Below are 23,738 nucleotides of genomic sequence, written 5' to 3'. Positions count from 1 at the left end.
CGCGAGGCGGCCCCGTACAGCTGTCGGCCCAAGTCCGAGGGGAGCCAAGAGTCTCATGAACAACAACAATCGTCTCGCCGTCCTGCTTGCGGGCGTGTCGTTGCTCGCAGCCTGCGCGACCGCACCGCGCACCGCCGAGATGCTGCCGCCGGCAGCGACCGAGGCGGTTGCACCGCTCGCTCCCGCGGAGCCCGCTCCTCTTTCGAGCCTGGTCAGCGAAGTCCAGCTCCCGCACGAATCCTTCAAGCTCGACAACGGCCTGACGGTGCTGGTGCACGAGGACCACAAGGCGCCCGTCGTCGCGTTCGGGGTCTGGTACAACGTCGGGTCGAAGGACGAGCCGAAGGGCAATACCGGCTTCGCCCATCTGTTCGAGCATTTGATGTTCTACGGATCGGACAACGTCCGCGAAGGCATCCTGCCGTTCCTTCAGAAGATCGGCGCCTCAGACGCCAACGGCACAACCTGGTTCGACCGCACGAACTATTACGAGACGGTGCCCAAGCCGAACCTCGAGCGGGCGCTGTTCATGGAATCCGACCGCATGGGCTATCTGCTCGCGGCGATCGACCAGAAGCGGCTCGATACGCAGCGCGGCGTCGTCCAGAATGAGAAGCGCGAAGGCGACAACCAACCGAAGGGCCTGGTCGAGTATGAGCAACTCGGGAACCTGTTCCCGAGGGGCATCCCTACCATCACTCCACCATCGGCTCGATGGCCGACCTCGACGGCGCAAGCCTTGCCGACGTGAAGCGCTGGTTCATCGACAAGTACGGTCCGAACAACGCAATCGTCTCGCTGTCGGGCGACATCACTGTCACCGAGGCCAAGACGCTGATGCAAAAATATTTCGGCGCCATCCCGCGCGGCCCGGTCAACAATCCGGCGGCGGCCGACGTGCCGACCCTGGCCGCACCGAAGACGATCGTGATGAAGGACCGGGTGCCGGCCGTAGAGCTGCAGCGCCATTGGGCGGTTCCGGGACTCCAGTCTCCGCAGCTCGAAGCGCTTGATCTCGGCGCGTCCGTTCTCGGCGGGCTCGCCAGCTCGCGGCTCGACCGGATCCTGGTCCGTGAAGAGAAGATCGCGACCTCGGTGTCGGCGAACATGCAGCCGTTCCATCGCATCGGCCTCATGGAAATCGATGCGACGGTGAAGCCGGGCGTCGACCCGGCGCTAGTCGACAAGAGGCTCGACGAGATCATCGCGGATTATCTCGCCAATGGCCCGACCGAGGACGAGCTTCGCCGCGCCGCGACGAAGATCGTGGGCTCATATATTCGCGGCATCGAGAATGTCTCGACCCAGAACGAGGCGCTTGCGGAAGGTCTTCTCTACAACGGCGACAGCAACTTCTACGCGCGCAACCTCCAGCGCTATGCGTCGGTCACGCCCGCAGAAGTGAAGGCGGCGATGCAGCAATGGCTCGGTCGGCCCGTGCTGAAGATCAACATCGAGCCCGGTGAGCGCCCCCCTATGTCGAGGCAACGGGGAAGAAGCCCAAGAAAGGCGCCGACATCAAGGTCGCTTCGGTCAAGCGCGACATGCCGCCGCAAGGCGCGTCGGAGCCGCTCGACTTCCCGGACGTGACGCACGTCACTTTGTCGAATGGAATCAAGCTGGCCTACGCGCAGCGCACCGCGGCGCCGCTGACGCAGATCGCACTGGCCTTCGACGCCGGCTACTCGGCCGATGCGCCCGGTCGCCGCGGCCTCCAGAACATGGTCGTCCAGATGCTCGACGAGGGCACACCGACGCGCTCGGCCCAGCAGATTGCCGAGGAGAAGGAGCGTCTCGGCGCGATCCTCGGCGCCGCCGGGAGTGCGGACCGGACGACCGTGACCTTGTCAGCGTTGAGCGCCAATCTGACGCCAAGCCTCGCACTGATGTCGGACATCGTGCGCAATCCCGCATTCGATCCGGCCGAGGTCGAGCGTGTCCGAACCCAGCTTGTGACCGCGGTTCGGCAGGCCAAGTCGAACCCGAACAACATGGCCCAGCGTGAATATATGCGGCAGATTTTCGGCGCGTCGCACCCATACGGAACGACTCCGATCGGCGACGAAGAAGCCATCAAGGTCTTCAGCCGCGACGACCTCCTCGCCTTCCAGGAGCAGTGGCTTCGACCCGACAAGGCGGAGTTCTTCGTCGTTTCCGATCGCCCGCTGGCGGAAGTGCAGGCAGCGCTCGAGAACGTGTTCGGGAGCTGGAAGGCTCCAGCGACGGCCGCCGGCGTGAAGGCATTCGGCCCTGTTCCGGCACGCGCGAAGTCACCGCGCATCGTCTTCGTCAACCGGCCGGGCTCGCCGCAGTCGGTGATCTTCGGTGGTGAGATGACCCCGCTCGATCCGCGTTCCGATCTGACTCCTAGCCTGGCGGGAAGCGATGTCTTCGGCTCCGGAACCTTCTCGCGGATTTGGAACGAGCTTCGCGAGACCAAGGGCTGGGCCTACTCGCCGTACAGCATCCCGGTGATGCGCCAGAACGCGGTTCCGTACCTGATCCAGGCATCGGTCCAGGCCGATCGTACCGGCGATTCCATCGCGACGATAACGGGCCTCCTGCAGGAGCTGCTCGGCCCGAAAAAGGTCAGGCCTGAAGAGCTTGCGATCTCGGTCGCGAGCGCCACCGGCGAGCTTCCCGGCCAGTTCCAGACCAGCGATGCCGTCCTCGCGGGGATGACGTCGAACGCGCTCTACGGCCGTCCCGACAATTATTACGAGACGCTGGCCGACAAGTATCGCGCGCTGACCCCGGCGACGGTGGATCAGGCGCTGGCCAACATGCTCGACCCGAATGCGCTCGTGTTCGTGGTCGTCGGTGATGCGGGAACGGTGAAGCCGCAGCTGGCAAAGCTCGGTCTGCCGGTCGAGGAGGTTCAGCCAAGATAAGCCTGTAGCACCGAGCATAAGGGAGCCATCGCATCGCGATGCTTCCTTACGCGAGAGATGCGGAAGGCCGGCCAGTCTGCGCCAAGCGACAGGGGTCTGACGTCACGGGATTTACTCCCGTGGCGGCTGCGCCGCTGATGTCCGGAATCGGCGGAAAGCGGACGTTCGGGAAATCCCCTATTTGAGAATGACTCGCTCGCATGAGACTACTGGCCCGGACGATAAGGGGCGCGCACGGGGGAGCCGTTGAACTTAACAGCCCTGTCAGGAAGAACAGGAGGAGCCGTGGAAAATGATGCAATCGAGATACTCGACTCCCACCGCATTATGGCCGTCTCGACCCTGCGGCAGGACGGGTGGCCTCAGACTACGATTGTCGGATATGCGAATGAGGGGCTGACCCTCTATTTTCTAATCTTTCGATCGAGCCAGAAGCTGGCCAACATTCGCAACGACCGGCGTGTGTCCTTTGCGATCGGCGGAGACGCCAGCGATCTTCGCCACGCGACCGCTGTCTATGCAGCGGCTCATGCAGTGGAAATCACCGATGCTAAGGAGCGCGCCCACGGCTGGGAAGTGCTAGTTTCGCGGCACCCTAACCTCGAGGATTTCAATCTGCCGGACAGGAGCAGGGCCGCCATGATCAAGGCTGAATGCAAGCATATGTCGGTCGTCGACTATCGGAAGGGCTTGGGCACATAGTGGAAATTTCGGTCGGCAATGACGAGACGGCTAAAACTGTCGAGACTCGAACTGAAGAATGGGGCGCGACTGCTGTAAAGCCCGGACTGCTCGGCGGAAAAAAGGGCCGCGGCTAGCGCCACGCAGATCCGGCGGATGTCCGCTTTGGGTCGAGAGCGGACATTAGCAGCGAGTGATGTTCCGCCACCTAGGCAATCTGCGCGACATTCGCCAGCGCGCAAGGTGCCGCATGATCGGCCGAGCCGTCGGAGTTAGCCGACTAGACCGACCAGGCACGTGGCGATAAGGCGTTCAGCGGCCGGGGGTCGAGAGGTTTCAATGGCCAGCGTACCAGACGTTTCGACCGAACCCGGGCTCGACCTTGGCGATTTCTTCGAGAACGGCACGATCGGGTTGCACTTGGTCGGTCCCGACGGAACGATTCTGAAAGCCAACAAGGCAGATTACGAGCCGCTCGGCTACAGCGCCGAGGAATATATTGGCCAGCCGATCATGCGCTTTCATGCCGATGACGACACGATCAGCGACATCCTAGCTCGTTTGTCCGCTGGCGAGAAGCTGGACAAATATCCCGCGCGGCTGCGTGCGAAGGACGGTTCGATCCGCCATGTCCTGATCTCATCGAGCGTTTGCTTCCGCGACGGTGAGTTCGTGAACACTCGCTGCTTCACGGTCGACGTCACCGAAAAGGTCCGGACCGAGAAGGCGCTTCGCGAAGCGCAGGAGCGGCTGGCGGCGACCTACGACAATGTCCTCGCCGGAATCGCCGAATGCGATGCGGAGGGTCGCTTCCTGCGTGTCAACGACGCCTTCGAGACGATCAGCGGCTATCCCAAGGCCAATCTACTTTCGAAGACATTGTTCGACATCACGCATCCCGACGACGTTGCTGATGAGCGCTCGCAGTTCGCGCGCCAGGTGTCGGGGGAAATCGACCATTATTCGACAACCAAGCGGTACATCCGGCAGGATGGCCGGGTCATCTGGGTTGAGGTGACCAGCTCAACCGTCGGCAATGACGACGGCTCGTTCGGCTACGGCGTGCGGATGGTCCAGGACATCACCGAGCGCAAACTCGCCGACGAGCAGAAAAAGCTTTTGCTGGCCGAGCTCAACCACCGGGTCAAGAATACGCTCGCGACCGTCCAGGCGCTGGCCGCGCACACCGCCCGGAACGCGACTTCTCCTGAGGATTTCCGCAAGCGCTTCGAGCCGCGGCTGCTCGCACTCAGCGCTGCGCACGACCGGCTGACACGCAACGACTGGCGCGGCGCGAACCTTGCCGACATCGTCGCCGGCGAGTTGACCGCCCACGACGTGCCCGGGGCAATCTCGTGCGAGGGGCCGGACATCATCCTGCCGCCGCGCGTCAGCCTGTCGCTCAGCATGGCGCTTCACGAGCTTTCGACCAATGCGCTGAAATACGGCGCGCTGTCCGTCCCGAGCGGCAAGGTCCATGTCGAATGGCGCGTCGCGCGCGATCCGTCCTCACCGTACCCGACCGGTGTCGAGCTACGCTGGAGCGAGAGCGGCGGCCCCAGGGCCACGGCGCCGGACGGCGAGGGTTTGGCAGCCGCCTGCTGCGCGTCACCGCCGCCGAGCTGAAGGGAAAACTCGACACCGACTGGGCCGCAGACGGCCTCCAATGGCGCCTGTCGTTCCCGCTCCAATCCGGTGATTTCGATTTGGGCGAGAAACAAGCGACGGCATGGATTTGATCGGCAAGCGCGTGCTGGTCGTAGAGGACGAGGCGATCCTTGCGATGTCCGTCGAGGACATGATCCACGAGCTTGGCTGCGTTGTCGTCGGCCCGGCTCTTTCGGCGGCTGACGGCGAGCAGCTGGCGCGGACGCAGGCGCTCGATGCCGCGGTGCTCGACATCAACATGGGCGAAAGCTCGAGCTTTGCGATCGCCACCGCATTGCACGAGCGGGCGATCCCGTTTGGCTTCGCGACCGGCTACGGTCGCACCGGCGTACCGGCGGAATTCGCCAGCGTGCCGGTGCTTGCTAAGCCCTATACCGGCGAGGCCCTGGGCGAGATGCTAAGGCGACTGTTCGCGGTCGGCCGCGCATGAGCCGGGAACCGATTCCTAAGTGCTCTCGTCGAGAACGAAGTGCGCCAGGCAACGCAAGCGGACCTAAGCCGCGAATATCTAAATAGGTCAAAAAGCGGCTCTCTTCGACCATGTCACTCAGAATCTCACAACTGCGCTGATCGTTCGTTGCTTTCGCCAAGCGGCGGCGATGCTCCGCCTTCGTCGGCGTGATCCTTTAGTGAGATCGGAGCGGTGCGCCTGCTGTCCAATCAGGCAGCACGAAGACGATCATTTCGATGATTATCGAATTGTAGTTGACTAATTGCTCCGCGCCTGTCATTTCGAGTTTTATCGAAAGGACAGGCTATGCGCTTGATCGCTGATATCTTTGCTCGATTGCTCGCGGTTCTGACCGAGCCTCCTCCCGCGCCTTGCTGCGCTGCCGCTATCCGCTGGTCGAACTTCCGCTAATGAAGAGCGACAATGCCGTAGGGCGCTTGCCGCCCTCGCTCAGGAAAATCGGCTCAAGTTGTTCCGCCTGCTCGTTCAAGCAGGAGACAAGGGCCTCGCGGCTGGCGCGATTGCCGACGCGCTCGGCGTTCCCAACAGTTCGCTGTCTTTCCACCTCGCGCAGCTGCGCAACGCAGGCCTGATTCTGCAAGAACGGCAACACCGGTCTCTCATCTATCGTGCCAACTATCCCGCAATGAATGCGCTCGTCGCTTACCTCATGGAAAATTGCTGTACCGGAATCGACTGCGGCTCCGAGACGGCCTGCGAAACGCCCGCTCAAGAAAGGAAATCCGCATGAAGCGTCTGCACGTCCACGTCGGTGTCGAAGACCTCAGTCACTCGATCCGCTTCTATTCCACTCTCTTTGGCGCGGAGCCGACCGTCACCAAGCCCGACTATGCAAAGTGGATGCTTGACGATCCGCGTGTGAACTTCGCGATCTCGCAAGGTAATCATGCTCGCAAGGGTATCGAGCACCTCGGCATCCAGGTCGATAATGCTGCCGAACTTTCGGAGGTCTATGGGCGCTTGAAGGAGGCCGATCGTCCCGTGCTCGAGGAGGGTCAGACGACTTGCTGCTACGCAAAGTCTGAGAAGAGCTGGATATCCGACCCGGACGGAATCATCTGGGAGGCGTTCTTCACGAACGGCAAAGCTACGTCTTACGGCGATAGCCCTGCGCTCGATACGCTGGCCAGCAGCGACTCCCAATGCTGTGCGCCGAGAGTGGCATGACAAGGACCTACAACGTCCTGTTTCTTTGCGCGGGGAACTCGGCTCGATCGATTTTTGCCGAAGCGATTTTGAACAAGGATGGCGCAGGGCGTTTCCGAGCCTACTCGGCCGAGCCAAGTCTGCAGACACCGCTTCGCGAGATTGGCCGAAGCGCCGACCAGAACGCCGGCTGACATGCCGCCTCTTGGCAGCAGGCTGGGCGCAGAAGGCGTCGGCTCGTTCTTCCTGTTCGCCTGCGTGATCGGCTCGGGCATCATGGCTGAGAATCTGTCAGGCGGGAACTACGCCGTTGCTCTACTTGGCAACTCCATCGCGACCGGTGCGATCCTCTTTGTTCTAATCACGATGCTTGGGCCAATCTCCGGAGCGCATATGAATCCGGCGGTCAGTCTCGTTGCGGCCTCGCGCCGCGAATTGCCGTGGACGGATGCCGCAGCCTACATCGCCGCCCAGCTATCGTTCGGAATATCCGGCGTTTGGGCGGCGCATCTAATGTTTGACCTTCCGGCGCTCCAGCTTTCCGGAAAAGCTCGAACCGGACCGGGTCAATGGACCGGCGAAGTAATCGCAACGTTCGGACTGGTCCTGACCATCCTGGGAACTGTGAAACACCGTCGCGAATGGGTGCCCGTCTCCGTCGCGCTGTACATCACGGCTGCCTATTGGTTCACTTCTTCCACCAGCTTCGCCAATCCGGCCATCACCATTGCGCGAAGCTTGTCGGACACGTTCGCCGGCATTTCTCCGCATGATGTTCCGCTCTTCATCGTCGCCCAGTTGACGGGCGCAGCACTCGCTTCACTTGCAGCCAGATGGCTATTCCCGACCGAAGCCTGATATCCGTTTCAGGTGGAAAGCGGACGTCAGTTCTCCCGCGCATCTCGCGAGATAGCGAATGTCGGCCGCGCCGGCAGTTTTGTAATGTTTGTGGCAGTGCGGTCTAAAATTCTGCCCCTGCAGTAACTACCTGTAGAGTTGCGCAGCGAAAGCCGCCTCCCCTCCCAATGAGGAGAAGAAAATGACGAGCCGCCCCGAAGAGCCGATGCGCCCTTTTAGCCCATTTCGGTCGGCCGCTGAGGAATCGGATATGAAAAGGGAAGCGCAACGCCGGGACGACGAAGGCGGCCATATGAGCTGCACCGGCGGCAGGATTGTGCGTAATGTGGGCGCGCGCATGCCCTATACGGTTGTCCTCACTCTGCCAGGCGGCGAGACAAGACAGCGTGATTTCCCGACGATGCAGGAGGCCGAAGCCTTCGTCCGGCGCAATACGCCTCTGCCGGCTTCCAGATCGACACTGCACGACCACGGCGAGGAAGGTGCGTGATGTGGGGATCCACCATGGATGAAGAAACCGCACATGTTATCCTAGACGCGCAGGCCGACATCATCGCGTTGCGTGCGGCAATGAAAATGCTGCTGCGCCAGACGTATGGAATTGGCGATCAGGCACTGGGCGTAATTCGCGAAGAGGCATTGGCTGGCGTTGAGAATGGTCTCGATGGTGACGAACCGGACGAGCGTGAGCGATATTTCCAAGAAGCCCTGCGCGAAGCGATGACAGATCTTCTGACACCGATGAGGGCCTGACGACTGCCCTTTTTGGAAGCGAGTGCAGATAAGCGACAGCGGACTTGCACATCGGCAGCAGCCTGATTTGATGCAGAGGCTTCCAGGGATACTTTGAGAGTGACGGGGTCCTAGCGGATAGTGCGCTTTCAGACCGTTTCTGGTGACCTCATCACGGACGCCCGCGCGGCCGCCTGGCGACCTCGAGCTCCAAATCGACGACGAGGCGTCTCAGCTCGTCAGAGGGCAAGGCGGCACAGGATGCGAGCTGGTTTTGGGCGTGCTTAATGAGGTCAGACCAGAACTTCACCGTATCGGTGTGCACCGGACGATCACGCAAACGATTTGCGCTGCGAATGGCCGAAATCAAATTGCCTTCGGTGCTACCGTGCAACTGCATCCTAGCTCCTAACTCCTTGCGACGAAGCCCCAACCGGGACCATGCCGCTCGCGCGCTGCATTGTCCTTCATCAGGTTCTTCGTCAGCTTTCGCCGCATCGTGTCGGCCCCCTCGACGCTCATGCATACGAGCCTCGTTCCCCCGCAGGGAAGCGACTTGATCGCCGAAATCCCGACCTTGGCTTCAAGACACTGAGCTACCACGAACCCTTCGCTCACATTGAGGTACATCGCCCGGCTCATTCGGCCGCCCCGCGCTTCGCCGCAGCGATTGCGTCATGGGCATTCGTGTAGCGATATCCGCCCCATTCGTAGGACGTGAGTGGAACGGCGGTTATGCCATATTGCGCAAGAAGATCGGATTGAACTTTATTGGCCGGACTTGCTGCTACTGCTTGAGGCTCTTTGCCCATGCGCGGGAAGGCTGGCTTCTCGGGTTCGCTGGCAGATCGTTCGGGAAACGCAGGCATTCTCTTCTCCATTCGAAACAGTTCCGAAGCTCTAGTCATCCAAAGCTCCCATGCCCGGCGCCGCGCGTGGCCTCATGCGAGGCCACAACTGGTCCTGGCGGGCCAGGGCTGCTCGCAGGCGTCCCGGCGCATCATCTCCGTCATCCGGGTCCGTTCGAGCTTCCCGCTCCAGCCTAAAGGCATCGACCTCGAATTGGCTTGCCACCGTCAGAAGCGCAGCCGAGCCGAGTTCGGTCCGGGAATTCCTCGCGAGCCGGCGGCAGCACGTCGCCTGTTCGCGCAACTGGTCCGCTGCCTCGTCGGGTGAGGGCATCGCGATCACCAGGCGCGGGCCCGGACGCTGTTCTTCGCGACGGCGATGAGCGCGGTGTAGGCATCGGCCATCGACTGATGCGCGCGGCGCGACTTGTCGCATGCCGCATTGTCAGCGTGAAATAATGAGACCTGTTGTCGTGTATAGAGATAATTGAGATCCATCTTTCACTCCCAAAACGTAAGCGGGAGCGCAGTCGGTCTCTCAGTCGCGCAAGCCTACCGTACAAAAATCGGCGCGATACGCATTTGTAACATAGTTCGGCTCTCAAGCCTAATAGACAGAATGATTTTCCGCTCGACTTACAATTCTAACCCAGACCTGCTACATATTTTTAGCTACCAGTCGCAATCTGACGGTTTTTGGCGCTTTGCGGCTCCTTTTTCCTTCTCTCGCAGCTCTTAGCAGACGGCGCCGACGTCCGGCGCCCTATGGAAGGAAATCGATATGCCAATTGGCACCGTAAAATTTTTCAACGCATCCAAGGGTTATGGATTCATCCAGCCTGAAGGCGGCGGCAGCGACGCGTTCGTTCACATCAGCGCGGTTGAGCGTTCGGGCCTGACCGGCCTCAACGAAAACCAGCGCGTCTCCTACGATCTTGAACAGGATCGCCGCGGCAAGATGAGCGCCATCAATCTGAAGTCGCCTGAAGAGGCCAAGCCTGAACAGGCCCAGGCCGCGGACCAGGGTGACGCCGGCGAGGCCGAGCCAGAGACCGCTCAGCAGGATCCAAGCCAGCAGGACCTCGAAGAGTCCAAGGCCTGAATCGGGCGCGCTGGATGCCGAAACTGAAATCGGTATCCCGCAGCCCTCTAGAAAGCGGCCTGGCAGCCAATCTGCCGGGCCGCTTTTTACTTTGAAAGAAGAGATCAAATTGGAAGAAGAGGTCAAAGTCGTGCGGAAGTTGAGGGAAAAGCTGACGGACGAGGGTCGACGGGAGCGCGAGAAGCAGGACGCCCGGAAGGCCGCAGAGGGCGAAGACAGGCTGGACGCGATGATCCGGCGAAGCATCGAGCTCCACGGTCCCTGATCGATCGCCTGTTTCCACAAAGCCTCCTTCAATTTGAAAGCTCCGTCATGGCTTCCGCTCACAGCAACATTCACCGGCTTCGCCCGCGGCTGCGGCTGGTGATCGACAATGCCGATCGCAGGCCTTCGCTCGAGGGCCGGGAAGGGCGCCCCGGCCATGACGATCCCACTCCTCATCCGGTCGGAGTTTAGGCCTTGGCGAAAGAAGAGCTGCTGACGATCGAGGGCATCATCGACGAGGTCCTGCCCGACGGCCGGTTCGGAGTGACGCTGGACAACGAGGTCCGGATCATCGCCTACACGGCCGGAAAGATGCGGCGCTACCGCATCCGGTCCATCGTCGGCGACCGCGTCCATGTCGAAATGACGCCCTACGACTTGTCCAAGGGCAGGATCGTCTTCCGGGAAAAGATCGCCGGCCAATCCGGCGCCCCCCGCCGCCGCCACTTCCGCCGATAAATAGAATATTCGGCATACCAAGGCTGCAGTCGGGCTCGCGATCCGCACTGCGTCGGAAGCAAGCATAGCGGTCGGGACGCGCCATTTCGTTAACCTGATCAGGACATAACCTCGACCGGCCCCGCTAGGCGGTGGCAATTCCATCCGCAAAGCGAAGGCTGAGGCGGGACTACCCGCAGGAGCCTTCATGCACCCTTATCGTCTCTTTGCTCATGACGGCCTGGGCAACTTCAACCTTATCCAGGAATTCAGCGCGCAGAACGATGAGGCCGCCGGGAAGTTCGTGGCCCGCTGGAGCGCCCGCCCGCTGGAGCTCTGGCAATCCTCTCGCAAAGTGAGGTGCTGGCCGACGCAAGACCTAAATAGTGTAGGCATAGAAACTTAAGTAATTTAAGTTCGTTAGTATCGGATCGCGGGCTTCTTGTGTGAGCAGTCTGCGCCTGAGAGACCTCGCGTGCTCCCGCTCGAAAGGGGGACGCGATGCTTAACTCCATGACGATCCTCATCTTTGACGGGAGCGGCTATTCAGGTCTGGACCTGTCTGAGGCTATCGAAGAGTCGGACGGCCGTGTGGCGGGTCCGGTAGCGACGCTTTCCGAAGCCCTCACCATCCTGGATTCCGTCGACGTTGGCGGCGCAATCGTCGATTGCGAGCTTCCAGGCGCGTCCGAAGTCGTCTTGCTCCTCGCCGAGCGCGACGTTCCGCTTGTCATTCAAACGAGCGTCGCGCTGCCGCAGTCACTGGGAGACCTGGGCGAAAGGGCGAGTGTACTGACGCGGCCCGTCGATCCACGGACTCTCCTCGAGACCTTGCTGATCGAGGTCGCCAGATCGGAGCTGCGAGCCTCGAATATGTTAGGGAAGGTCTAGACTGAGGGTCGATTCGATCCTGACGGAACGAGTTCACCCTCGATCATTCTCGCGAACACTATCCCTCGCTCTCCTGTGCCGGACTGCGGATCGATCCCCGTCCTATTGTTCGCATTGGCCGAGCGTGCGCAAGTTGTGGCAAAGGTCGGCAAGCATGCCGTGAATCGAGCGGCTGTCGCTGGTTGCAGCGATTGGGAGCGCTTACGCTCCTCGTTTCCCCGCCGAGAGTAATTTTGCCTGTCTGTCTCCTGCATTTGCGACGATCCGGATGAGTCGATCACCGCCGCGCAAAATTCGATTCCAGGAAATCTATTCCAGACCCAAACCAAGCCATCGGGGGGACAAGAATGTGGCGCAATCGGAGTTCCGAATGGGGTAGAAGGCGGACATTGCGTCGAGATCAGCCCAAGCTAAGCTGACGTGGTGCCGTTGTTCATTGGAATTGTCCTCGCAGGGGTCGTCGCGGTGTTTGCTCACGCCGTTGGACTCGACCGCGACAAAGCTTTCTACCCGACAGTCCTGATCATCGTCGGAGCCTTTTACGTGCTGTTCGCGGTCATGGCGGGTCGCGGGCCGGGTCTAGTGCCCGAGTTGATCGGCTTCGCGATTTTCGCGGGCTGGCCGTGGTCGGGTTCCGGACGAGCCTGTGGGTCGCCGCCGCCGGGCTTGCGGCGCACGGGGTGTTCGACTTCGTTCGGTACAACTGGTTTCCGGGACCAGGAGCGCCGGAGTGGTGGCCGGGCTTCTGCGGCGGATATGACGTTGCAGCGGCGATCGCACTCGCTGCGATCCTGCTCAAAGCCAACAAGCCAGCGGACGCCCGCTAAAGGCGCATCATGCCTTTCCGCGGGTCGGGAGCCCGAGCGATTCCGCGGTCAGCGGCGCTCCGGCATCCAGCAGGGCTTGCCGGCGGCCCCTGATGTCGACTCTGCGCTGGATGTCCTCGAACGGCAGAGTGGAGGCGAAGGCATCGTGCGCAAGCGCTCGCTCGACGAAACTCGCGACACGCGGCCAGCGGGCGGCGTCCGGCCTGAAGTCCGCGTAGGCGGCGTTGCGGAAGAAGCTGGCGATGGCGATGTCCGCCAGACTGAAGTCGCCGAACAGCCAGCCGCGCTCCGGTAGCTCGCCTTCGAGATAGTCGAGCGTCGCGGGAGCGTCCTCGGCCAGCACCTTGGCGATGCGCTGCTGGTCGCCCGGCTCGCTCCAGACCATCGGGTGGACGATCTTCTGGTAGAACAGGCCCCAGATGAAGACGTCGCCGAGGCGCGTGTCGGAATATTCCTCAAGCCAGCGCGCGCGGGCGCGGTCCTTCGGGTCTGCGGGAAGCAGTGGATAGCCGGGACACGCTTCGTCGAGATAGGCGCAGATCACCGAGGAATCGCTTGCGCTGAAGTCGCCGTCGATCAGGACCGGGATGCGACACAGCGGGCTCAGGCGGCGGAACTCGTCATTGCCGAAGAAGGGCGTGATCGGATCGATCTCATAGTCGAGACCCTTGAGGTGCATGCAGGCAAGCACCTTGCGGACGTAGGGGCTGACGAAGCTTCCGATGATCTTCATTTCAGCGTCAACCTGGTGACGTGGCCCATCTTCCGGCCGGGGCGAGCGGCGCCCTTACCATAAATGTGCACGTGGGCGCGCGGGTCGGACAGAAGAGCCTGCCAGCCGTCGATCTCGTCGCCAATGAGGTTGGCCATGACCACCGACGAGGCCGCGAGCGCGGTCGATCCGGGCGGAAGATCGCAGATGGCGCGGATGTGCTGCTCGAACTGCGAAGTGAAGGCGCCCTCGATCGTCCAGTGGCCGCTGTTGTGAACGCGCGGCGCGATCTCGTTGACGACGGGGCCGTCGGCGCTGGCAAAGAATTCGACGGTGAGGACTCCGACATGGTCGAGCGCCTCGGCGATCCCGGCGGCCGCAGCGCGGGCTTCCTCGACCTGATCCGCGATCACGGCGGGAGCGGGAACGGTCGACGTGCGGAGGATGCCTTCGCGGTGGACGTTGTCCGGGCTGTCCCAGAAGGTTGTGCGGCCGTCCGCCCATCGCGCGACGATGACCGAAAATTCGGCGGCGAAGTTGACACCGGCCTCGGCGACCGCGGGCTCCCCGCGGATTGCCTCCCATGCCCCTCCGCGTCGCCCGAAGAGCGAATCCAGGCTTGGCCCTTGCCATCATAGCCGTAGCGGCGGGTCTTCAGGACGATGGGGACGCCCAGCTCCGCAACTGCGCGCGCCACGTCGTCGAGGCTGGTAACGGAGCGCCACGGGGCGACGCGGGCTCCGGTGCCTTCGATGAACGACTTTTCTTCGGCGCGGTCCTGAGCGACCGCGAGCGACTTTACGCCGGGATGAAGCTTGTCCGCGAGAACGCCCAGCGGACCGACCGGAAGGTTTTCGAATTCGTACGTCGCGACGTCGACCCTTGCTCCGAAAGCTTCCAACGCCGAGCGATCATCGTACGCAGCGCGCGTAAACTCCGCGGCGACATCCGCAGCGCACGGCCGGTCGTGCGGGTCGAGGATGTGGCACCTGTAGCCTAGCTGGGCCGAGGCCATCGCGAGCATCCGGCCGAGCTGGCCGCCGCCGACGATACCGATGGTCGACCCGGGCGGAATCATTCCGGCGTTTCAGCCACCGATTGGGTTTGCTCTTCGCGATAGCGCTCGACGCGAGCAGAGAGCTGGTCGTCAGTGATCGCGAGGATCGACGCTGCGAGAAGGCCTGCATTGACCGCGCCTGCCCGGCCTATAGCAAGGGTGCCGACGGGAACTCCGGCCGGCATCTGGACGATCGACAGCAGGCTATCCATGCCCTTCAGCGCCTGGCTTTCGACCGGCACACCGAGGACCGGGAGGCTGGTCATCGAGGCCGCCATACCCGGAAGATGCGCGGCGCCACCGGCACCGGCGATGATGATCTTGAGGCCCCGCTCCTTCGCCGACGAGGCATAGTCGTAGAGCCGCTTGGGCGTGCGATGGGCGGAGACGACCTTGGTTTCGTGCGCGACCCCGAGCTTGTCGAGCGTCTCGGCGGCGTGGCGCATCGTCTCCCAGTCGGAGCTGCTCCCCATGATGATCCCGACCAGCGGCTGCGCCATCGTACCCATTTAATCCAGCCCAAGGAGTTGTGCCGTTTAGGAACAAGGCAGGGCACGCGCAACGTCTTGGCGTGGCTTAAGTATTTTCCCCGTCACAGATTCAAGTTATGTATCGGTCAGCGAAGGGGAATCTCAGATTGCCATGGACGACGTGGTCATCGACATGACCGATCCTGACACGTTGCTGGCCGAAGTCAGGCGCCTCAAGGCTGAGATTTCTCAGCTTCATGAGCGCGTGGAACTGCTCGACCGCCTCGCCCATCAGGACGTCCTGATCGACCTTCCGAATCGCCGCGGATTCATGCGTCAGCTCGAAGCAGCGATCGACCGCGTCAGCCGCTATGATGACAGCGCCGCGATGCTGTTCGTCGACATCGACGGGCTGAAGATGATCAACGATACCTTCGGTCACCAGGCCGGCGACCATGCCCTGATCCAGGTCGCCGACATGCTTTCGCAAGGCGTTCGCAAGAGCGATTGCGTCGCGCGGCTCGGCGGGGACGAATTCGGGATCCTTCTCGAACGGGCAGACGAACACAGCGCCATCGATACGGCCGGCCGGCTCGCGTCGATGATCGCCGGCCGCGAGTTCTGCTTCCAGGGAACCTGCCTACCGCTGAGCGTAGCGATCGGCATTTCAGTGATCGAGCCGCACGACCAGCCGGACGCCGTCATGGCCCGCGCCGATCTGGCGATGTATCGGGACAAGGCCGCGGCCTAAGCCGCGCGTTCACTCAAATAGAATGAGTCGCGGACGCTGAGGTCGTCGTTCAGCTCGTAGACGAGCGGCTGCCCGGTCGGGATCTCGACGCCGACGATCTCGTCATCACCGATGCTCGACAAATGCTTGATGATGCCGCGGATCGAGTTGCCATGCGCAGCGACGAGGATTCGTTCGCCGTGCTTCAGGGCCGGAGCGATCTCCGCCTCGTAATAAGGAAGCGCCCGCGCGATCGTATCCTTGAGACTTTCCGTATTTGGAACCGGAATGCCGGCGTAGCGCCGGTCGTGGCTGACGTCGTACTCGCTGTCTTCGGGAAGCGGCGGCGGCGGGATGTCGTAGGATCGGCGCCAGATCTTGACCTGCTCAGCCCCGACCTTGTCGATCATCTCCTGCTTGTTGAGGCCCGTAAGCCCGCCATAGTGGCGCTCATTGAGGTGCCAGTCCTTGGCTACCGGAAGCCACAGGCTGTCGAGCTCGTGCAGGACGAGATGAAGCGTGCGGATCGCGCGCGTCAGGACGCTGGTGAAGCAGCGGTCGAACGCATACCCGCGCTCACGGAGCAAAGCTCCTGCCCCGCGCGCCTCGGCGACGCCCTGCTCGCTCAAATCGACGTCCCACCAGCCGGTGAACCGGTTCTCCAGGTTCCACTGCGACTGGCCGTGGCGGAGCAGGACGAGCGTCGGCATCAGGCGTCGACCTTGGCCTTAGCCGCATTCTGGGCTTTGGCTTTCGTCAGTTCCGGTAAGATCGCGTGCAGAGCGTCGAGGCAGGCGAAGGCGAGGAATTTCGATCGCTCGGGCTCCAGCCGTACAACGGGTCCGGCAGGTCAAAATTGTCCTTGAACGGCATTTCCAGGGTCATGGACACGCAGCCGTAGCGCTCGGCGAGCTGGGTCGTGGACATGGACATGTTGGCCTGGCCGGGAGCCGCAAGCTCATAGCCCTGGCTAGTCTGGAAGTCGGGCGAGATGCGCTCGAGATTTTCGGAAAAGAGCTTGAACAGGCGGGTCTGCCGATCGGTGATCGACGGAATGCCCTCGAATCCCGCAAGGAAGTTGGCGGGGATCGCCTCATCGCCGTGAACGTCCATCGCGAAGTCAACGCCCGTCTCGTCCATCGCATTACGGACATAAAGAACCTCGGGACTCTTCTCGGCCGAAGGCGCGTGCCACTCGCGATTAAGGTTGATGCCGGCGGCGTTGGTGCGCAGGTGGCCGCGGCGCGATCCGTCCGGGTTCATGTTCGGAACAATGTGGAAAGTGCAGTCGCGCAGGAGCACGCGGGCGACTGGATCATCGCCGTCAGTCAGCTTTTCGAGTGCGCCCTCCATCCACCACTCGGCCATGCTCTCGCCCGGATGTTGGCGGGCATAGAGCCAGACGTTGAGGTCGCCGTCGCCGATTGTCAGGCAATCGATGTCCTGGCCGTCGAGCGACTTGCCGAGCGATTCATATCCCACGAACGGAAGCGATGCGTAGGTCGCGACGAGGTCGTGGTGACGCTCCATCGAATAAGGCGCGAAATAAGCGAGCCAGACACAGTCGGTTTCCGGCGTGAAACGGATGGTGAGGACGCCGTCGGCGTAGCTCGTCCCGTCGATACGCAGCCATTCCTCACGATCGCTCGACGCCACGGCTTTGTAGTCAGGCCAGCCGTTGGGATAGGCCGAGCCGGCGCAATTGACGATGTTCAACGTGACTTCACGGCCCCCTGCGCCCGCGACGCGGAAATAGAACCACTGGTAAAAGTCGGACAGATGGTCCTTGACGATCTCCAGGTCGGCGGAAAAACCGTCCTGCTTCACGACGCGGATGTTGCCTGCGTCGAACGCGCTCGAAATCGTCAGTGCCATAGGACCTTCTTTGGCAGTTTTCTGGAATTGCGCCGCTGATAGTGCGGGGGCGCGGATCAGGCAAACGGTCCGCGTTGGTCGCCCCTGTCGAAAGACTACGGTGACAGGTTCAAAGCGCCGCAGCTCGATCGGCTTCTAGTGTCAGCGGCTTGCGGCGACCGGCCATCGCGGCGCGGAACATCATCAGCGCGGCATAAAGAACAACGAAGATGACCATCCATCGGAGCACCTCGAGCGGCATGCTCTTCACGATGAATGCAGCGATGAAGACGGCCGGGATGCCTCCAATAACGATGCCCAGCGCGATCCGTAGATCGACATAGCCACGCAGCACGTGACGCGTGCCTGCGCCCGCTATCGTTAAGGCCCCTCCCGTCGCCATAACCGGGAAAGCGAGCCTTGGATCGAGGCCCATTAGGCTAAGCATGACCAGGCTGGGGCGTAGTGACCAATCCCGAAGTTAAGCAAGATTCCGAGGCCGAAATTCGCAAAGATCGCAACGACGGTCAGATTGACTGGGAGACTGCTTGCCGTGCCGCCGGCCGGCATCAGGTTAAGGTTGCTCATGGTATAGAGCGCTGCCGCGATCACCAAAGCAACCGCGACGATCACTTGTATCAGCCACACCTTTGCCCGAGCCACCAACGGCGCCCCGATCAAGCCGCCCAGCATAAGGGCAACGCCGCAACCGACGATGAGGACCGGATCGACGAGCAAGCCAAGAAGGATCAGGAATATAAAGGCCTGCAAGATCGAGGGCAGCGAATGGCCGACCAGCATCGTAGAGGGAATTATCCGGTCAGGAACCAAATTGCGGAATTTGAACCAGGCCATCGTGGGCGCGAATGAGCCAATGCCGAGTGTGTCAAAGAAATTGGTGATCGCGCCGAGAGCCGTCGCTTCAAGACTTGGCACGGTTCGGTCTGTAATCGCCGATCGAAGCAAGACGATCGTGAAGACGAGGCTCGCCAAAGCCAGTGGAACGAGCAAGGCAATCAACATAGCGCCCCTGCAATCGGCGGCATCGACTCCGAAATCATAACTGAAACAAGAGCATCCGTCTTGTACTTGACCAGACGATAGACGGCTCTGGCGCGACAGAGCCGCCTCCGCTAGCCATCACTCGCATGTCCAGTATCCCAGTGCTCGTAACCGGCGGGGCCGGCTATATCGGCAGCCACGCAGTCCTCGCCCTTCGCGACGCGGGCTGGCCAGTCTCCGTCATCGACGATCTTTCAACGGGCAGCCGCTATCTGCTCCCGGACGACGTCCCGTTCTACGAGGGCAATGTCGCCGACCGCGCGCTGGTCGAACGCATCTTCGCCGAGCAAGACATCGGCGCGATCATGCATTTCGCGGGATCGATCGTCGTCCCCGAAAGCGTGGAGAAACCGCTCGACTATTATCGCAACAATACGGTCGCGAGCCATTCGCTGATCTCGACAGCGGTGGATGCGGGCATCTGCCATGTCGTCTTCTCGTCGACCGCCGCGGTATACGGCGAGCCGGAGCGCGTGCCCGTCGACGAGGCCGTCGCGAAACTGCCGATCAATCCGTACGGCGCGTCGAAGCTGATGACCGAGCGGATGCTCGAGGATTCGGCGGCCGCCTACCCGCTCAACTTTGCGGCGCTGCGATATTTCAATGTCTCGGGCGCTGACCCGGCAGGCCGTTCCGGCCAGGTCGGCAAGGGCTCGACCCATCTCATCAAGGTCGCGGTCGAGGCCGCGGTCGGGAAGCGCGACCATGTCGACGTGTTCGGGACCGACTATCAGACGCCCGACGGAAGCTGCGTGCGCGACTACATTCACGTCTCCGACCTCGTGGATGCGCATTTGAAGGCGCTCGAACGGCTGATCGAGCGGCCGGAAGAGAACCTCGTGCTCAACCTGGGCTATGGGCGAGGTCTGTCGGTGCTCGAGGTGCTGGACGCGTTGGACAAGGTGCTCGGCCAGCCGATTCGCCGCGAAATGAAGGGCCGGCGCGCGGGCGATCCGCCGCTGCTCATCTCCTCGAACAAGGCGCTGCTGGAAACGCTCGATTGGAATGCTCGCTACGCGGACATCGAGACGATCCTGACCCACGCACTCGATTGGGAGCGCAAGCTGCAATCGCGGAACTGGGCTTGAGATTGAAGCGCATTTCGCTCGCGTTCCTTGCGGCGCTGCTGATCGGGGCGGCGCCGGCAAGGCCCTCCGAAGATCTTCTCGCCGCGGACCGCATCCGCGGCCATGTCGAATTCCTTGCCAGCGACATCCTCGAAGGACGCGATACGGGTTCGCACGGACATCTGATCGCCGCCAATTACGTGGCTTCGGAATTCCGCAAGCTTGGCCTCAAACCCGGCGGCGCCAACGGAAGCTATTTTCTGGACGTGCCTTTCCGGCGCGCGACCCTGGCTAACCCGCCCGCGATATCGATGACCATCAACGGGCGCACGACGAAGCTGGTCGTGGGCAAGGATGCGGCGGTCCGGCCGAACGTGACGCGTCGCGAGATAGCGCTCAACGTTCCGCTGGTTTTCGTCGGACACGGCGTCCGCGACGCGCGGCTCGGCATCGACGATTATTCGGGCCTCGACGTGCGGGGGAAGATCGTCGTTGCGCTGGCGGATTCGGTGCCTGGCGTTCCCTCTGAAATCTCCGCGCACCTGCGGTCGATGCAGGTCGAGACCGCCGGCGCGCAGGGCGCGATCGGCCTCATCGAGATCAACGACGCGGTTACTGCCATCAGCCAGGTCCAGCGCTTCGGGTCGAGGCCGGTGGTCGACTGGATCGACGCCGGCGGCCGGACCAGTCGCGGCGGGGCGGCGCAGGCGCTCGTGGCGCTATCGTCGGAATGGACGGAACGACTGTTCGAGCGCGCGCCGCGACAATTGAAGGCGATCCGCGCCGACGTCGCGGCCGGCAAAAAGGTGCGCGGCTTCCAGCTGCCCGCGACTTTGTCGATCGCAGCGACGAGCAACTGGCAGGACTTCACGAGTCCGGAAGTGCTGGCCGTGCTTCCGGGATCAGACCCACAGCTGGCGCGAGAACATGTCGTGCTGATGGGCCACCTCGACCATCTTGGGCTATATCCGGATGCGAAGCCCGGACAGGACGCCATCTACAATGGCGCGCTCGACAATGCCGCCGGGGTCGCGACGATGATCGAGGCGGCCCGCGATTTCGTCGCTTCGGGGAAGCCCCCTCGGCGCTCTGTCCTGTTCATCGCCAATACGGGCGAGGAATACGGCCTGCTCGGCGCCGGATATTTCGCTTCGCATCCGACCATCCCGGCCCAGCAAATCGTCGGGCTGGTCGATCTCGATATGCCGCTTCTGCTCTACGACTTCACGGACGTCGTGGCGTTCGGAGCCGATCATTCGACGACCGGCCGTGCGGTCGCGGCGGCCGGCTCGAGCATGCACATCGGGCTCTCTCCGGACCCAATGCCGCAGGAGACCTTGTTCGTCCGCTCGGACCATTATCCGTTCGTGCAGGCGGGAGTGCCGGCGGTATTCCTGATGACCGGGCAGGCGAACGGCGGCGCGCAAGCGTGGCAGAAATTCCTGGCCGAGACCTATCACACGGTGAAGGACGACCTGGCGCAGCCGATTCGCTGGCAGGCGGGGCCAAATTCGCGGAGCTCAACTATCGGATTGCGCGCAACATGGCGGACGCCGATCAGCGGCCGCTCTGGTATGCGGGCGACTATTTCGGGGAGACCTACGCGCCTTCGCAGCCCAAGGCTCAAAGGAAGCCGGTACGCTGAACCTTGACGGGGAAAGGGATTTTCGCCTAAGCGCCCCCGAGCGGCTGCCCCGTCGGGCGGCCTTCCTTATTTTTACAGAACGAGACGAAGAGACAGGCGCGCGCCATGAAGATTCGCAACAGCTTGAAGTCGCTCAAGTCGCGCCACCGCGATTGCCGCGTGATCCGCCGTCGCGGGCGCACCTACGTCATCAACAAGACGAACCGGCGCTTCAAGGCTCGCCAGGGCTAAGTCCCGGGGTCAAACCCTCAAATTCACGGATTTCGTACCCATCTGCGTCAACTCGGCGCGGATTTCCCGCGCTCATCTTTCACCCATCGTTCACATGGGTGAATATAGAAAGCGGGCCAAGGAGTCGTGTGATGAAACGGGTTTCGAAGGGTGCGTTGCTGATTGCGGTCGCCGTTACGGCGGGCCTTGGCTTCGCCGGGGCAGCCCTGGCGCAGCAGACCGCAAGTGGCGCCTCCCAGGCCACGCCGAAGGGCTGGAACTACGAAATCAAGGACGGCAAGCGCGTCCCGAAGAGCGGCAACCGCGTGACCAATGCGGACGGCAGCTGGCGCGAGGAGACGCGTCAGGGCTCGTGCGTGACGGTCAAGGAAAAGACCGCCGCCGGCGAATATAAGGAATCCCGCCGCTGCGATTAGCCCGCGGCGGGCTTCTTTTCCGGCTCGCGGATCGTGCAGGCCGGAAGCTTCAACTGCTCCGTTTCCTTGCAATCCCTGACCTGGACTGATCCGTCAGGACCCACGAAGATCGCGAAGCTGCGGTCGCCGGCGCAGCTTGCTGTCCACATCGACAGGTTCCCATATTCCTGGACGTAGCCGGCCTTGGTGATCGTGTTGCACTTCTTGCCGCTGTCATAGATCGCTCGCCTGAGCGCGACCTTCAGGGTCGGCTCGCTCAGCTTGTGCAGGGCATTCTGCTGTTCGCTACGGACCGAAATCGACTTCGTCGGCTGTTCGGGCTGCGGCTTTCCGCAACCCGCGACGATCACTGCGAGAACCATCACTGTCAGGAGCTGTGCGCGCATGGCCTGTCCCTTTCGCTTGGCGGACTGAAAACTACGATCCCGCGGTTCGGTTCTACCGGGAATAGCGAATCTTTACCGAAGCTGCCGCCGCCTTGGCGGTCTCGATGGCCTCTGCGGCATCCTTTCCGCCGGCCAGCGCGACACCCATGCGCCGATTCTTCAATGTGCTCGGCTTGCTGAAGATACGAAGATCGACCGGAGCGCCGGGACGTCCGCGCTGCAGCGCCTCGGCAATGCCTTCGAAACCAAACTCGTCACTCTCGCGATCCGCGAGAATGACCGCCGATCCGCCAGGGCGCGTCAGCTCGATCGCGGGGATCGGGAGCTTGAGCACCGCTCGCAGGTGAAGCTCGAACTCATTCGGAAACTGGGTGATCAAGGTGACCATGCCCGTATCGTGCGGTCGGGGCGACAGCTCCGAAAAGATCGCCTGGTCGCCTTTGACGAAGAATTCGACGCCGAAGATGCCATAGCCGCCGAGCGCCTCGACGACCTTCCGTGCCTGCCTCCGGGCGGAGAGTAAGGCGCCATCCGAAATACCGGCCGGCTGCCAGCTCTCACGATAGTCGCCGGCCTCCTGGCGATGCCCGATCGGCGAGCAGAACAGGATGCCGGCCTCGGTAGCGACGGTCAGCAAGGTGATCTCGCTGTCGAACTCAATGAATTCCTCGACGATCACGCGTGGACGATCGCCGCGCATGTTGGCGACCGCATAGTCGTAGGCGGCGCCGACCTCTTCCGCCGACTTTACGGTGGTCTGCCCCTTGCCGGAGCTCGACATCACCGGCTTCACCACGCAGGGCAGACCGACTTCCGCGACCGCGGCGATCGCTTCGTCGCGCGATTCGGCGAATTTGTAGCGTGAGGTAATGAGAGCCAGCTCGCGCGCAGCGAACTCGCGGATACCGTCGCGGTTCATCGTCAGCTGGACCGCCTTGGCGGACGGAGCAACGCGCCAGCCTTCACTCTCGAGCTGGGCCAAGGTCTCCGTGTCGATTGCCTCGATCTCCGGGACAATCACATCGGGCTTGTGGGTCTCCACCGCGGCTCGAAGGGCCTTGCCGTCGAGCATCGGGAAAACCTCGAACGCGTCGGCGACCTGCATGGCCGGAGCATTCTCGTAGCGGTCGCAGGCAATGACCCGGCAGCCGAGCCGTTTCGCAGCGATCGCGAACTCGCGGCCGAGCTCGCCCGATCCCAGAAGCATCAAAGTGGCGGTGTGCATCTGCGGGCGATAGCGGCGCCCGCATTCGTCGGCTAGACCACGGCGGTTCGCTTAGGTGGGGTTAG

Annotated in this window: 33 protein-coding genes and 4 pseudogenes; 24 read left to right on the top strand and 13 right to left on the bottom strand. The window is 62.3% G+C overall.

Going from position 1 to position 23,738, the window contains the following annotated elements; genetic code table 11:
* The first annotated feature begins 55 nt into the window (after positions 1 to 55).
* From H9L14_RS16330 to H9L14_RS14615, 12 genes and pseudogenes are all read left to right on the top strand, one after another.
* A complete protein-coding gene (locus H9L14_RS16330) occupies positions 56 to 751 on the top strand; it encodes an insulinase family protein (protein WP_246444243.1) in 696 nt (231 codons plus the stop codon).
* Positions 715 to 1,590: a M16 family metallopeptidase gene (locus tag H9L14_RS16325; RefSeq protein WP_246444240.1), complete on the top strand. Its 876-nt coding sequence runs from the start codon at positions 715 to 717 to the stop codon at positions 1,588 to 1,590. Before H9L14_RS16330 ends, H9L14_RS16325 begins: the two co-directional genes overlap by 37 nt.
* A complete protein-coding gene (locus H9L14_RS16320; RefSeq protein WP_246444238.1) occupies positions 1,545 to 2,891 on the top strand; it encodes a M16 family metallopeptidase in 1,347 nt (448 codons plus the stop codon). The genes H9L14_RS16325 and H9L14_RS16320 overlap by 46 nt, the downstream gene beginning before the upstream one ends.
* A 285-nt stretch (positions 2,892 to 3,176) precedes the next feature.
* Complete coding sequence (locus tag H9L14_RS14650; protein WP_222949860.1) at positions 3,177 to 3,593, top strand: pyridoxamine 5'-phosphate oxidase family protein; 417 nt, start codon at positions 3,177 to 3,179, stop codon at positions 3,591 to 3,593.
* 318 nt (positions 3,594 to 3,911) lie between these two features.
* The gene (locus H9L14_RS14645) at positions 3,912 to 5,198 is read left to right on the top strand and encodes a PAS domain S-box protein (protein WP_187708684.1); all 1,287 of its coding nucleotides are present in this window, start codon (positions 3,912 to 3,914) and stop codon (positions 5,196 to 5,198) included.
* 103 nt (positions 5,199 to 5,301) lie between these two features.
* Complete coding sequence (locus tag H9L14_RS14640) at positions 5,302 to 5,670, top strand: response regulator (protein WP_187708683.1); 369 nt, start codon at positions 5,302 to 5,304, stop codon at positions 5,668 to 5,670.
* Positions 5,671 to 6,070: 400 nt separating this feature from the next.
* Complete coding sequence (locus H9L14_RS14635) at positions 6,071 to 6,442, top strand: ArsR/SmtB family transcription factor (RefSeq protein WP_187710004.1); 372 nt, start codon at positions 6,071 to 6,073, stop codon at positions 6,440 to 6,442.
* Positions 6,439 to 6,879 carry an ArsI/CadI family heavy metal resistance metalloenzyme gene (locus H9L14_RS14630; protein WP_187708682.1) on the top strand — a complete coding sequence of 147 codons (441 nt, stop codon included), beginning with the start codon at positions 6,439 to 6,441 and terminating at the stop codon, positions 6,877 to 6,879. The genes H9L14_RS14635 and H9L14_RS14630 overlap by 4 nt, the downstream gene beginning before the upstream one ends.
* Positions 6,876 to 6,989, top strand: a pseudogene (locus H9L14_RS16315) (arsenate reductase/protein-tyrosine-phosphatase family protein); the annotation flags it as partial. The gene H9L14_RS14630 and the pseudogene H9L14_RS16315, both read left to right, overlap by 4 nt.
* Before the next feature lie 64 nt (positions 6,990 to 7,053).
* Complete coding sequence (locus H9L14_RS14625) at positions 7,054 to 7,716, top strand: aquaporin (RefSeq protein WP_187708681.1); 663 nt, start codon at positions 7,054 to 7,056, stop codon at positions 7,714 to 7,716.
* Between the two features lie 250 nt (positions 7,717 to 7,966).
* Positions 7,967 to 8,206, top strand: coding sequence for a hypothetical protein (locus H9L14_RS14620; RefSeq protein ID WP_187708680.1), 240 nt, complete (start codon positions 7,967 to 7,969; stop codon positions 8,204 to 8,206).
* 14 nt (positions 8,207 to 8,220) lie between these two features.
* Positions 8,221 to 8,469: a hypothetical protein gene (locus tag H9L14_RS14615; protein ID WP_187708679.1), complete on the top strand. Its 249-nt coding sequence runs from the start codon at positions 8,221 to 8,223 to the stop codon at positions 8,467 to 8,469.
* A 151-nt stretch (positions 8,470 to 8,620) separates the two neighbouring features.
* On the opposite strand, the gene H9L14_RS14610 is transcribed toward H9L14_RS14615, so the two are convergent.
* From H9L14_RS14610 to H9L14_RS14600, 3 genes are read right to left on the bottom strand one after another with little or no spacing between them, the layout of a single operon-like run.
* Positions 8,621 to 8,848: a hypothetical protein gene (locus H9L14_RS14610; protein WP_187708678.1), complete on the bottom strand. Its 228-nt coding sequence runs from the start codon at positions 8,846 to 8,848 to the stop codon at positions 8,621 to 8,623.
* 8 nt (positions 8,849 to 8,856) lie between these two features.
* On the bottom strand, positions 8,857 to 9,090 hold the full coding sequence (locus H9L14_RS14605) for a hypothetical protein (RefSeq protein ID WP_187708677.1): 234 nt from the start codon (positions 9,088 to 9,090) through the stop codon (positions 8,857 to 8,859).
* Complete coding sequence (locus H9L14_RS14600; protein ID WP_187708676.1) at positions 9,087 to 9,260, bottom strand: hypothetical protein; 174 nt, start codon at positions 9,258 to 9,260, stop codon at positions 9,087 to 9,089. The genes H9L14_RS14605 and H9L14_RS14600 overlap by 4 nt, the downstream gene beginning before the upstream one ends.
* Between H9L14_RS14600 and H9L14_RS14595 the strand changes: the two genes are divergently transcribed.
* A complete protein-coding gene (locus H9L14_RS14595; protein ID WP_187708675.1) occupies positions 9,259 to 9,624 on the top strand; it encodes a hypothetical protein in 366 nt (121 codons plus the stop codon). The genes H9L14_RS14600 and H9L14_RS14595 overlap by 2 nt on opposite strands.
* Positions 9,625 to 9,635: 11 nt before the next feature.
* On the opposite strand, the gene H9L14_RS14590 is transcribed toward H9L14_RS14595, so the two are convergent.
* A complete protein-coding gene (locus H9L14_RS14590) occupies positions 9,636 to 9,794 on the bottom strand; it encodes a hypothetical protein (RefSeq protein ID WP_187708674.1) in 159 nt (52 codons plus the stop codon).
* Positions 9,795 to 10,077: 283 nt separating this feature from the next.
* Between H9L14_RS14590 and H9L14_RS16310 the strand changes: the two are divergent.
* The 6 genes and pseudogenes from H9L14_RS16310 to H9L14_RS14560 all read left to right on the top strand — a co-directional run.
* Positions 10,078 to 10,275: pseudogene (locus tag H9L14_RS16310) on the top strand (cold-shock protein); the annotation flags it as partial.
* A 232-nt stretch (positions 10,276 to 10,507) separates the two neighbouring features.
* Positions 10,508 to 10,663 (top strand): hypothetical protein, encoded by a 156-nt coding sequence (locus H9L14_RS14580; protein ID WP_187708672.1) that lies wholly within the window; start codon positions 10,508 to 10,510, stop codon positions 10,661 to 10,663.
* A 47-nt stretch (positions 10,664 to 10,710) separates the two neighbouring features.
* Positions 10,711 to 10,854, top strand: coding sequence for a hypothetical protein (locus H9L14_RS14575; protein WP_187708671.1), 144 nt, complete (start codon positions 10,711 to 10,713; stop codon positions 10,852 to 10,854).
* A 3-nt stretch (positions 10,855 to 10,857) separates the two neighbouring features.
* The gene (infA, locus tag H9L14_RS14570) at positions 10,858 to 11,121 is read left to right on the top strand and encodes a translation initiation factor IF-1 (protein WP_187708670.1); all 264 of its coding nucleotides are present in this window, start codon (positions 10,858 to 10,860) and stop codon (positions 11,119 to 11,121) included.
* Between the two features lie 480 nt (positions 11,122 to 11,601).
* Positions 11,602 to 11,991: an ANTAR domain-containing protein gene (locus H9L14_RS14565; protein ID WP_187708669.1), complete on the top strand. Its 390-nt coding sequence runs from the start codon at positions 11,602 to 11,604 to the stop codon at positions 11,989 to 11,991.
* 623 nt (positions 11,992 to 12,614) lie between these two features.
* Positions 12,615 to 12,818 (top strand): hypothetical protein, encoded by a 204-nt coding sequence (locus H9L14_RS14560; RefSeq protein WP_187708668.1) that lies wholly within the window; start codon positions 12,615 to 12,617, stop codon positions 12,816 to 12,818.
* A gap of 7 nt (positions 12,819 to 12,825) precedes the next feature.
* Here the strand turns inward: H9L14_RS14560 and H9L14_RS14555 are convergent, their stop codons facing one another.
* From H9L14_RS14555 to purE, 3 genes and pseudogenes are all read right to left on the bottom strand, one after another.
* Positions 12,826 to 13,551, bottom strand: a complete 726-nt coding sequence (locus tag H9L14_RS14555; protein WP_187708667.1) for a glutathione S-transferase family protein — start codon at positions 13,549 to 13,551, stop codon at positions 12,826 to 12,828.
* Positions 13,548 to 14,608 (bottom strand): annotated as a pseudogene (locus H9L14_RS14550) (5-(carboxyamino)imidazole ribonucleotide synthase). Before H9L14_RS14550 ends, H9L14_RS14555 begins: the two are co-directional and overlap by 4 nt.
* A complete protein-coding gene (purE, locus tag H9L14_RS14545) occupies positions 14,605 to 15,087 on the bottom strand; it encodes a 5-(carboxyamino)imidazole ribonucleotide mutase (protein WP_187710003.1) in 483 nt (160 codons plus the stop codon). Before purE ends, H9L14_RS14550 begins: the two are co-directional and overlap by 4 nt.
* A gap of 142 nt (positions 15,088 to 15,229) precedes the next feature.
* Here purE and H9L14_RS14540 point away from each other — a divergent pair, with 142 nt between their 5' ends.
* The gene (locus tag H9L14_RS14540) at positions 15,230 to 15,808 is read left to right on the top strand and encodes a GGDEF domain-containing protein (protein ID WP_187708666.1); all 579 of its coding nucleotides are present in this window, start codon (positions 15,230 to 15,232) and stop codon (positions 15,806 to 15,808) included.
* Here the strand turns inward: H9L14_RS14540 and gpmA are convergent.
* From gpmA to H9L14_RS14520, 4 genes and pseudogenes are all read right to left on the bottom strand, one after another.
* Positions 15,805 to 16,497: a 2,3-diphosphoglycerate-dependent phosphoglycerate mutase gene (gene gpmA / locus H9L14_RS14535; RefSeq protein WP_187708665.1), complete on the bottom strand. Its 693-nt coding sequence runs from the start codon at positions 16,495 to 16,497 to the stop codon at positions 15,805 to 15,807. The two genes, H9L14_RS14540 and gpmA, sit on opposite strands and share 4 nt — an antisense overlap.
* Positions 16,497 to 17,662: pseudogene (locus H9L14_RS14530) on the bottom strand (M14 family metallopeptidase). The gene gpmA and the pseudogene H9L14_RS14530 overlap by 1 nt, the downstream one beginning before the upstream one ends.
* Positions 17,663 to 17,771: 109 nt before the next feature.
* The gene (locus H9L14_RS14525) at positions 17,772 to 18,077 is read right to left on the bottom strand and encodes a TSUP family transporter (RefSeq protein ID WP_187708663.1); all 306 of its coding nucleotides are present in this window, start codon (positions 18,075 to 18,077) and stop codon (positions 17,772 to 17,774) included.
* A complete protein-coding gene (locus tag H9L14_RS14520; protein ID WP_187708662.1) occupies positions 18,077 to 18,607 on the bottom strand; it encodes a hypothetical protein in 531 nt (176 codons plus the stop codon). Before H9L14_RS14520 ends, H9L14_RS14525 begins: the two co-directional genes overlap by 1 nt.
* Before the next feature lie 182 nt (positions 18,608 to 18,789).
* Here H9L14_RS14520 and galE point away from each other — a divergent pair, with 182 nt between their 5' ends.
* The 4 genes from galE to H9L14_RS14500 all read left to right on the top strand — a co-directional run bounded on the left by galE (position 18,790) and on the right by H9L14_RS14500 (position 22,062).
* Entirely contained in the window at positions 18,790 to 19,791 is a 1,002-nt protein-coding gene (gene galE, locus H9L14_RS14515) for a UDP-glucose 4-epimerase GalE (RefSeq protein WP_187708661.1), read from the top strand.
* 2 nt (positions 19,792 to 19,793) lie between these two features.
* Positions 19,794 to 21,422 carry a M20/M25/M40 family metallo-hydrolase gene (locus tag H9L14_RS14510; protein WP_246444237.1) on the top strand — a complete coding sequence of 543 codons (1,629 nt, stop codon included), beginning with the start codon at positions 19,794 to 19,796 and terminating at the stop codon, positions 21,420 to 21,422.
* A gap of 98 nt (positions 21,423 to 21,520) precedes the next feature.
* Entirely contained in the window at positions 21,521 to 21,646 is a 126-nt protein-coding gene (gene ykgO, locus H9L14_RS14505) for a type B 50S ribosomal protein L36 (RefSeq protein WP_006833921.1), read from the top strand.
* A gap of 131 nt (positions 21,647 to 21,777) precedes the next feature.
* Entirely contained in the window at positions 21,778 to 22,062 is a 285-nt protein-coding gene (locus tag H9L14_RS14500) for a hypothetical protein (RefSeq protein WP_187708660.1), read from the top strand.
* Here H9L14_RS14500 and H9L14_RS14495 read toward each other — a convergent pair.
* Together H9L14_RS14495 and purT are read right to left on the bottom strand one after the other, a co-directional pair.
* Positions 22,059 to 22,448, bottom strand: coding sequence for a hypothetical protein (locus H9L14_RS14495; protein WP_187708659.1), 390 nt, complete (start codon positions 22,446 to 22,448; stop codon positions 22,059 to 22,061). The two genes, H9L14_RS14500 and H9L14_RS14495, sit on opposite strands and share 4 nt — an antisense overlap.
* A gap of 52 nt (positions 22,449 to 22,500) precedes the next feature.
* Positions 22,501 to 23,673, bottom strand: a complete 1,173-nt coding sequence (gene purT, locus H9L14_RS14490) for a formate-dependent phosphoribosylglycinamide formyltransferase (protein WP_187708658.1) — start codon at positions 23,671 to 23,673, stop codon at positions 22,501 to 22,503.
* Positions 23,674 to 23,738 lie beyond the last annotated feature (65 nt).

The sequence above is a fragment of the Sphingomonas sediminicola genome, assembly GCF_014489515.1.
Lineage (GTDB): Bacteria > Pseudomonadota > Alphaproteobacteria > Sphingomonadales > Sphingomonadaceae > Sphingomicrobium > Sphingomicrobium sediminicola.
The sequence above is the reverse complement of the archived record's forward strand: the minus strand, read 5'-3'. Positions and strand labels throughout refer to the sequence as shown.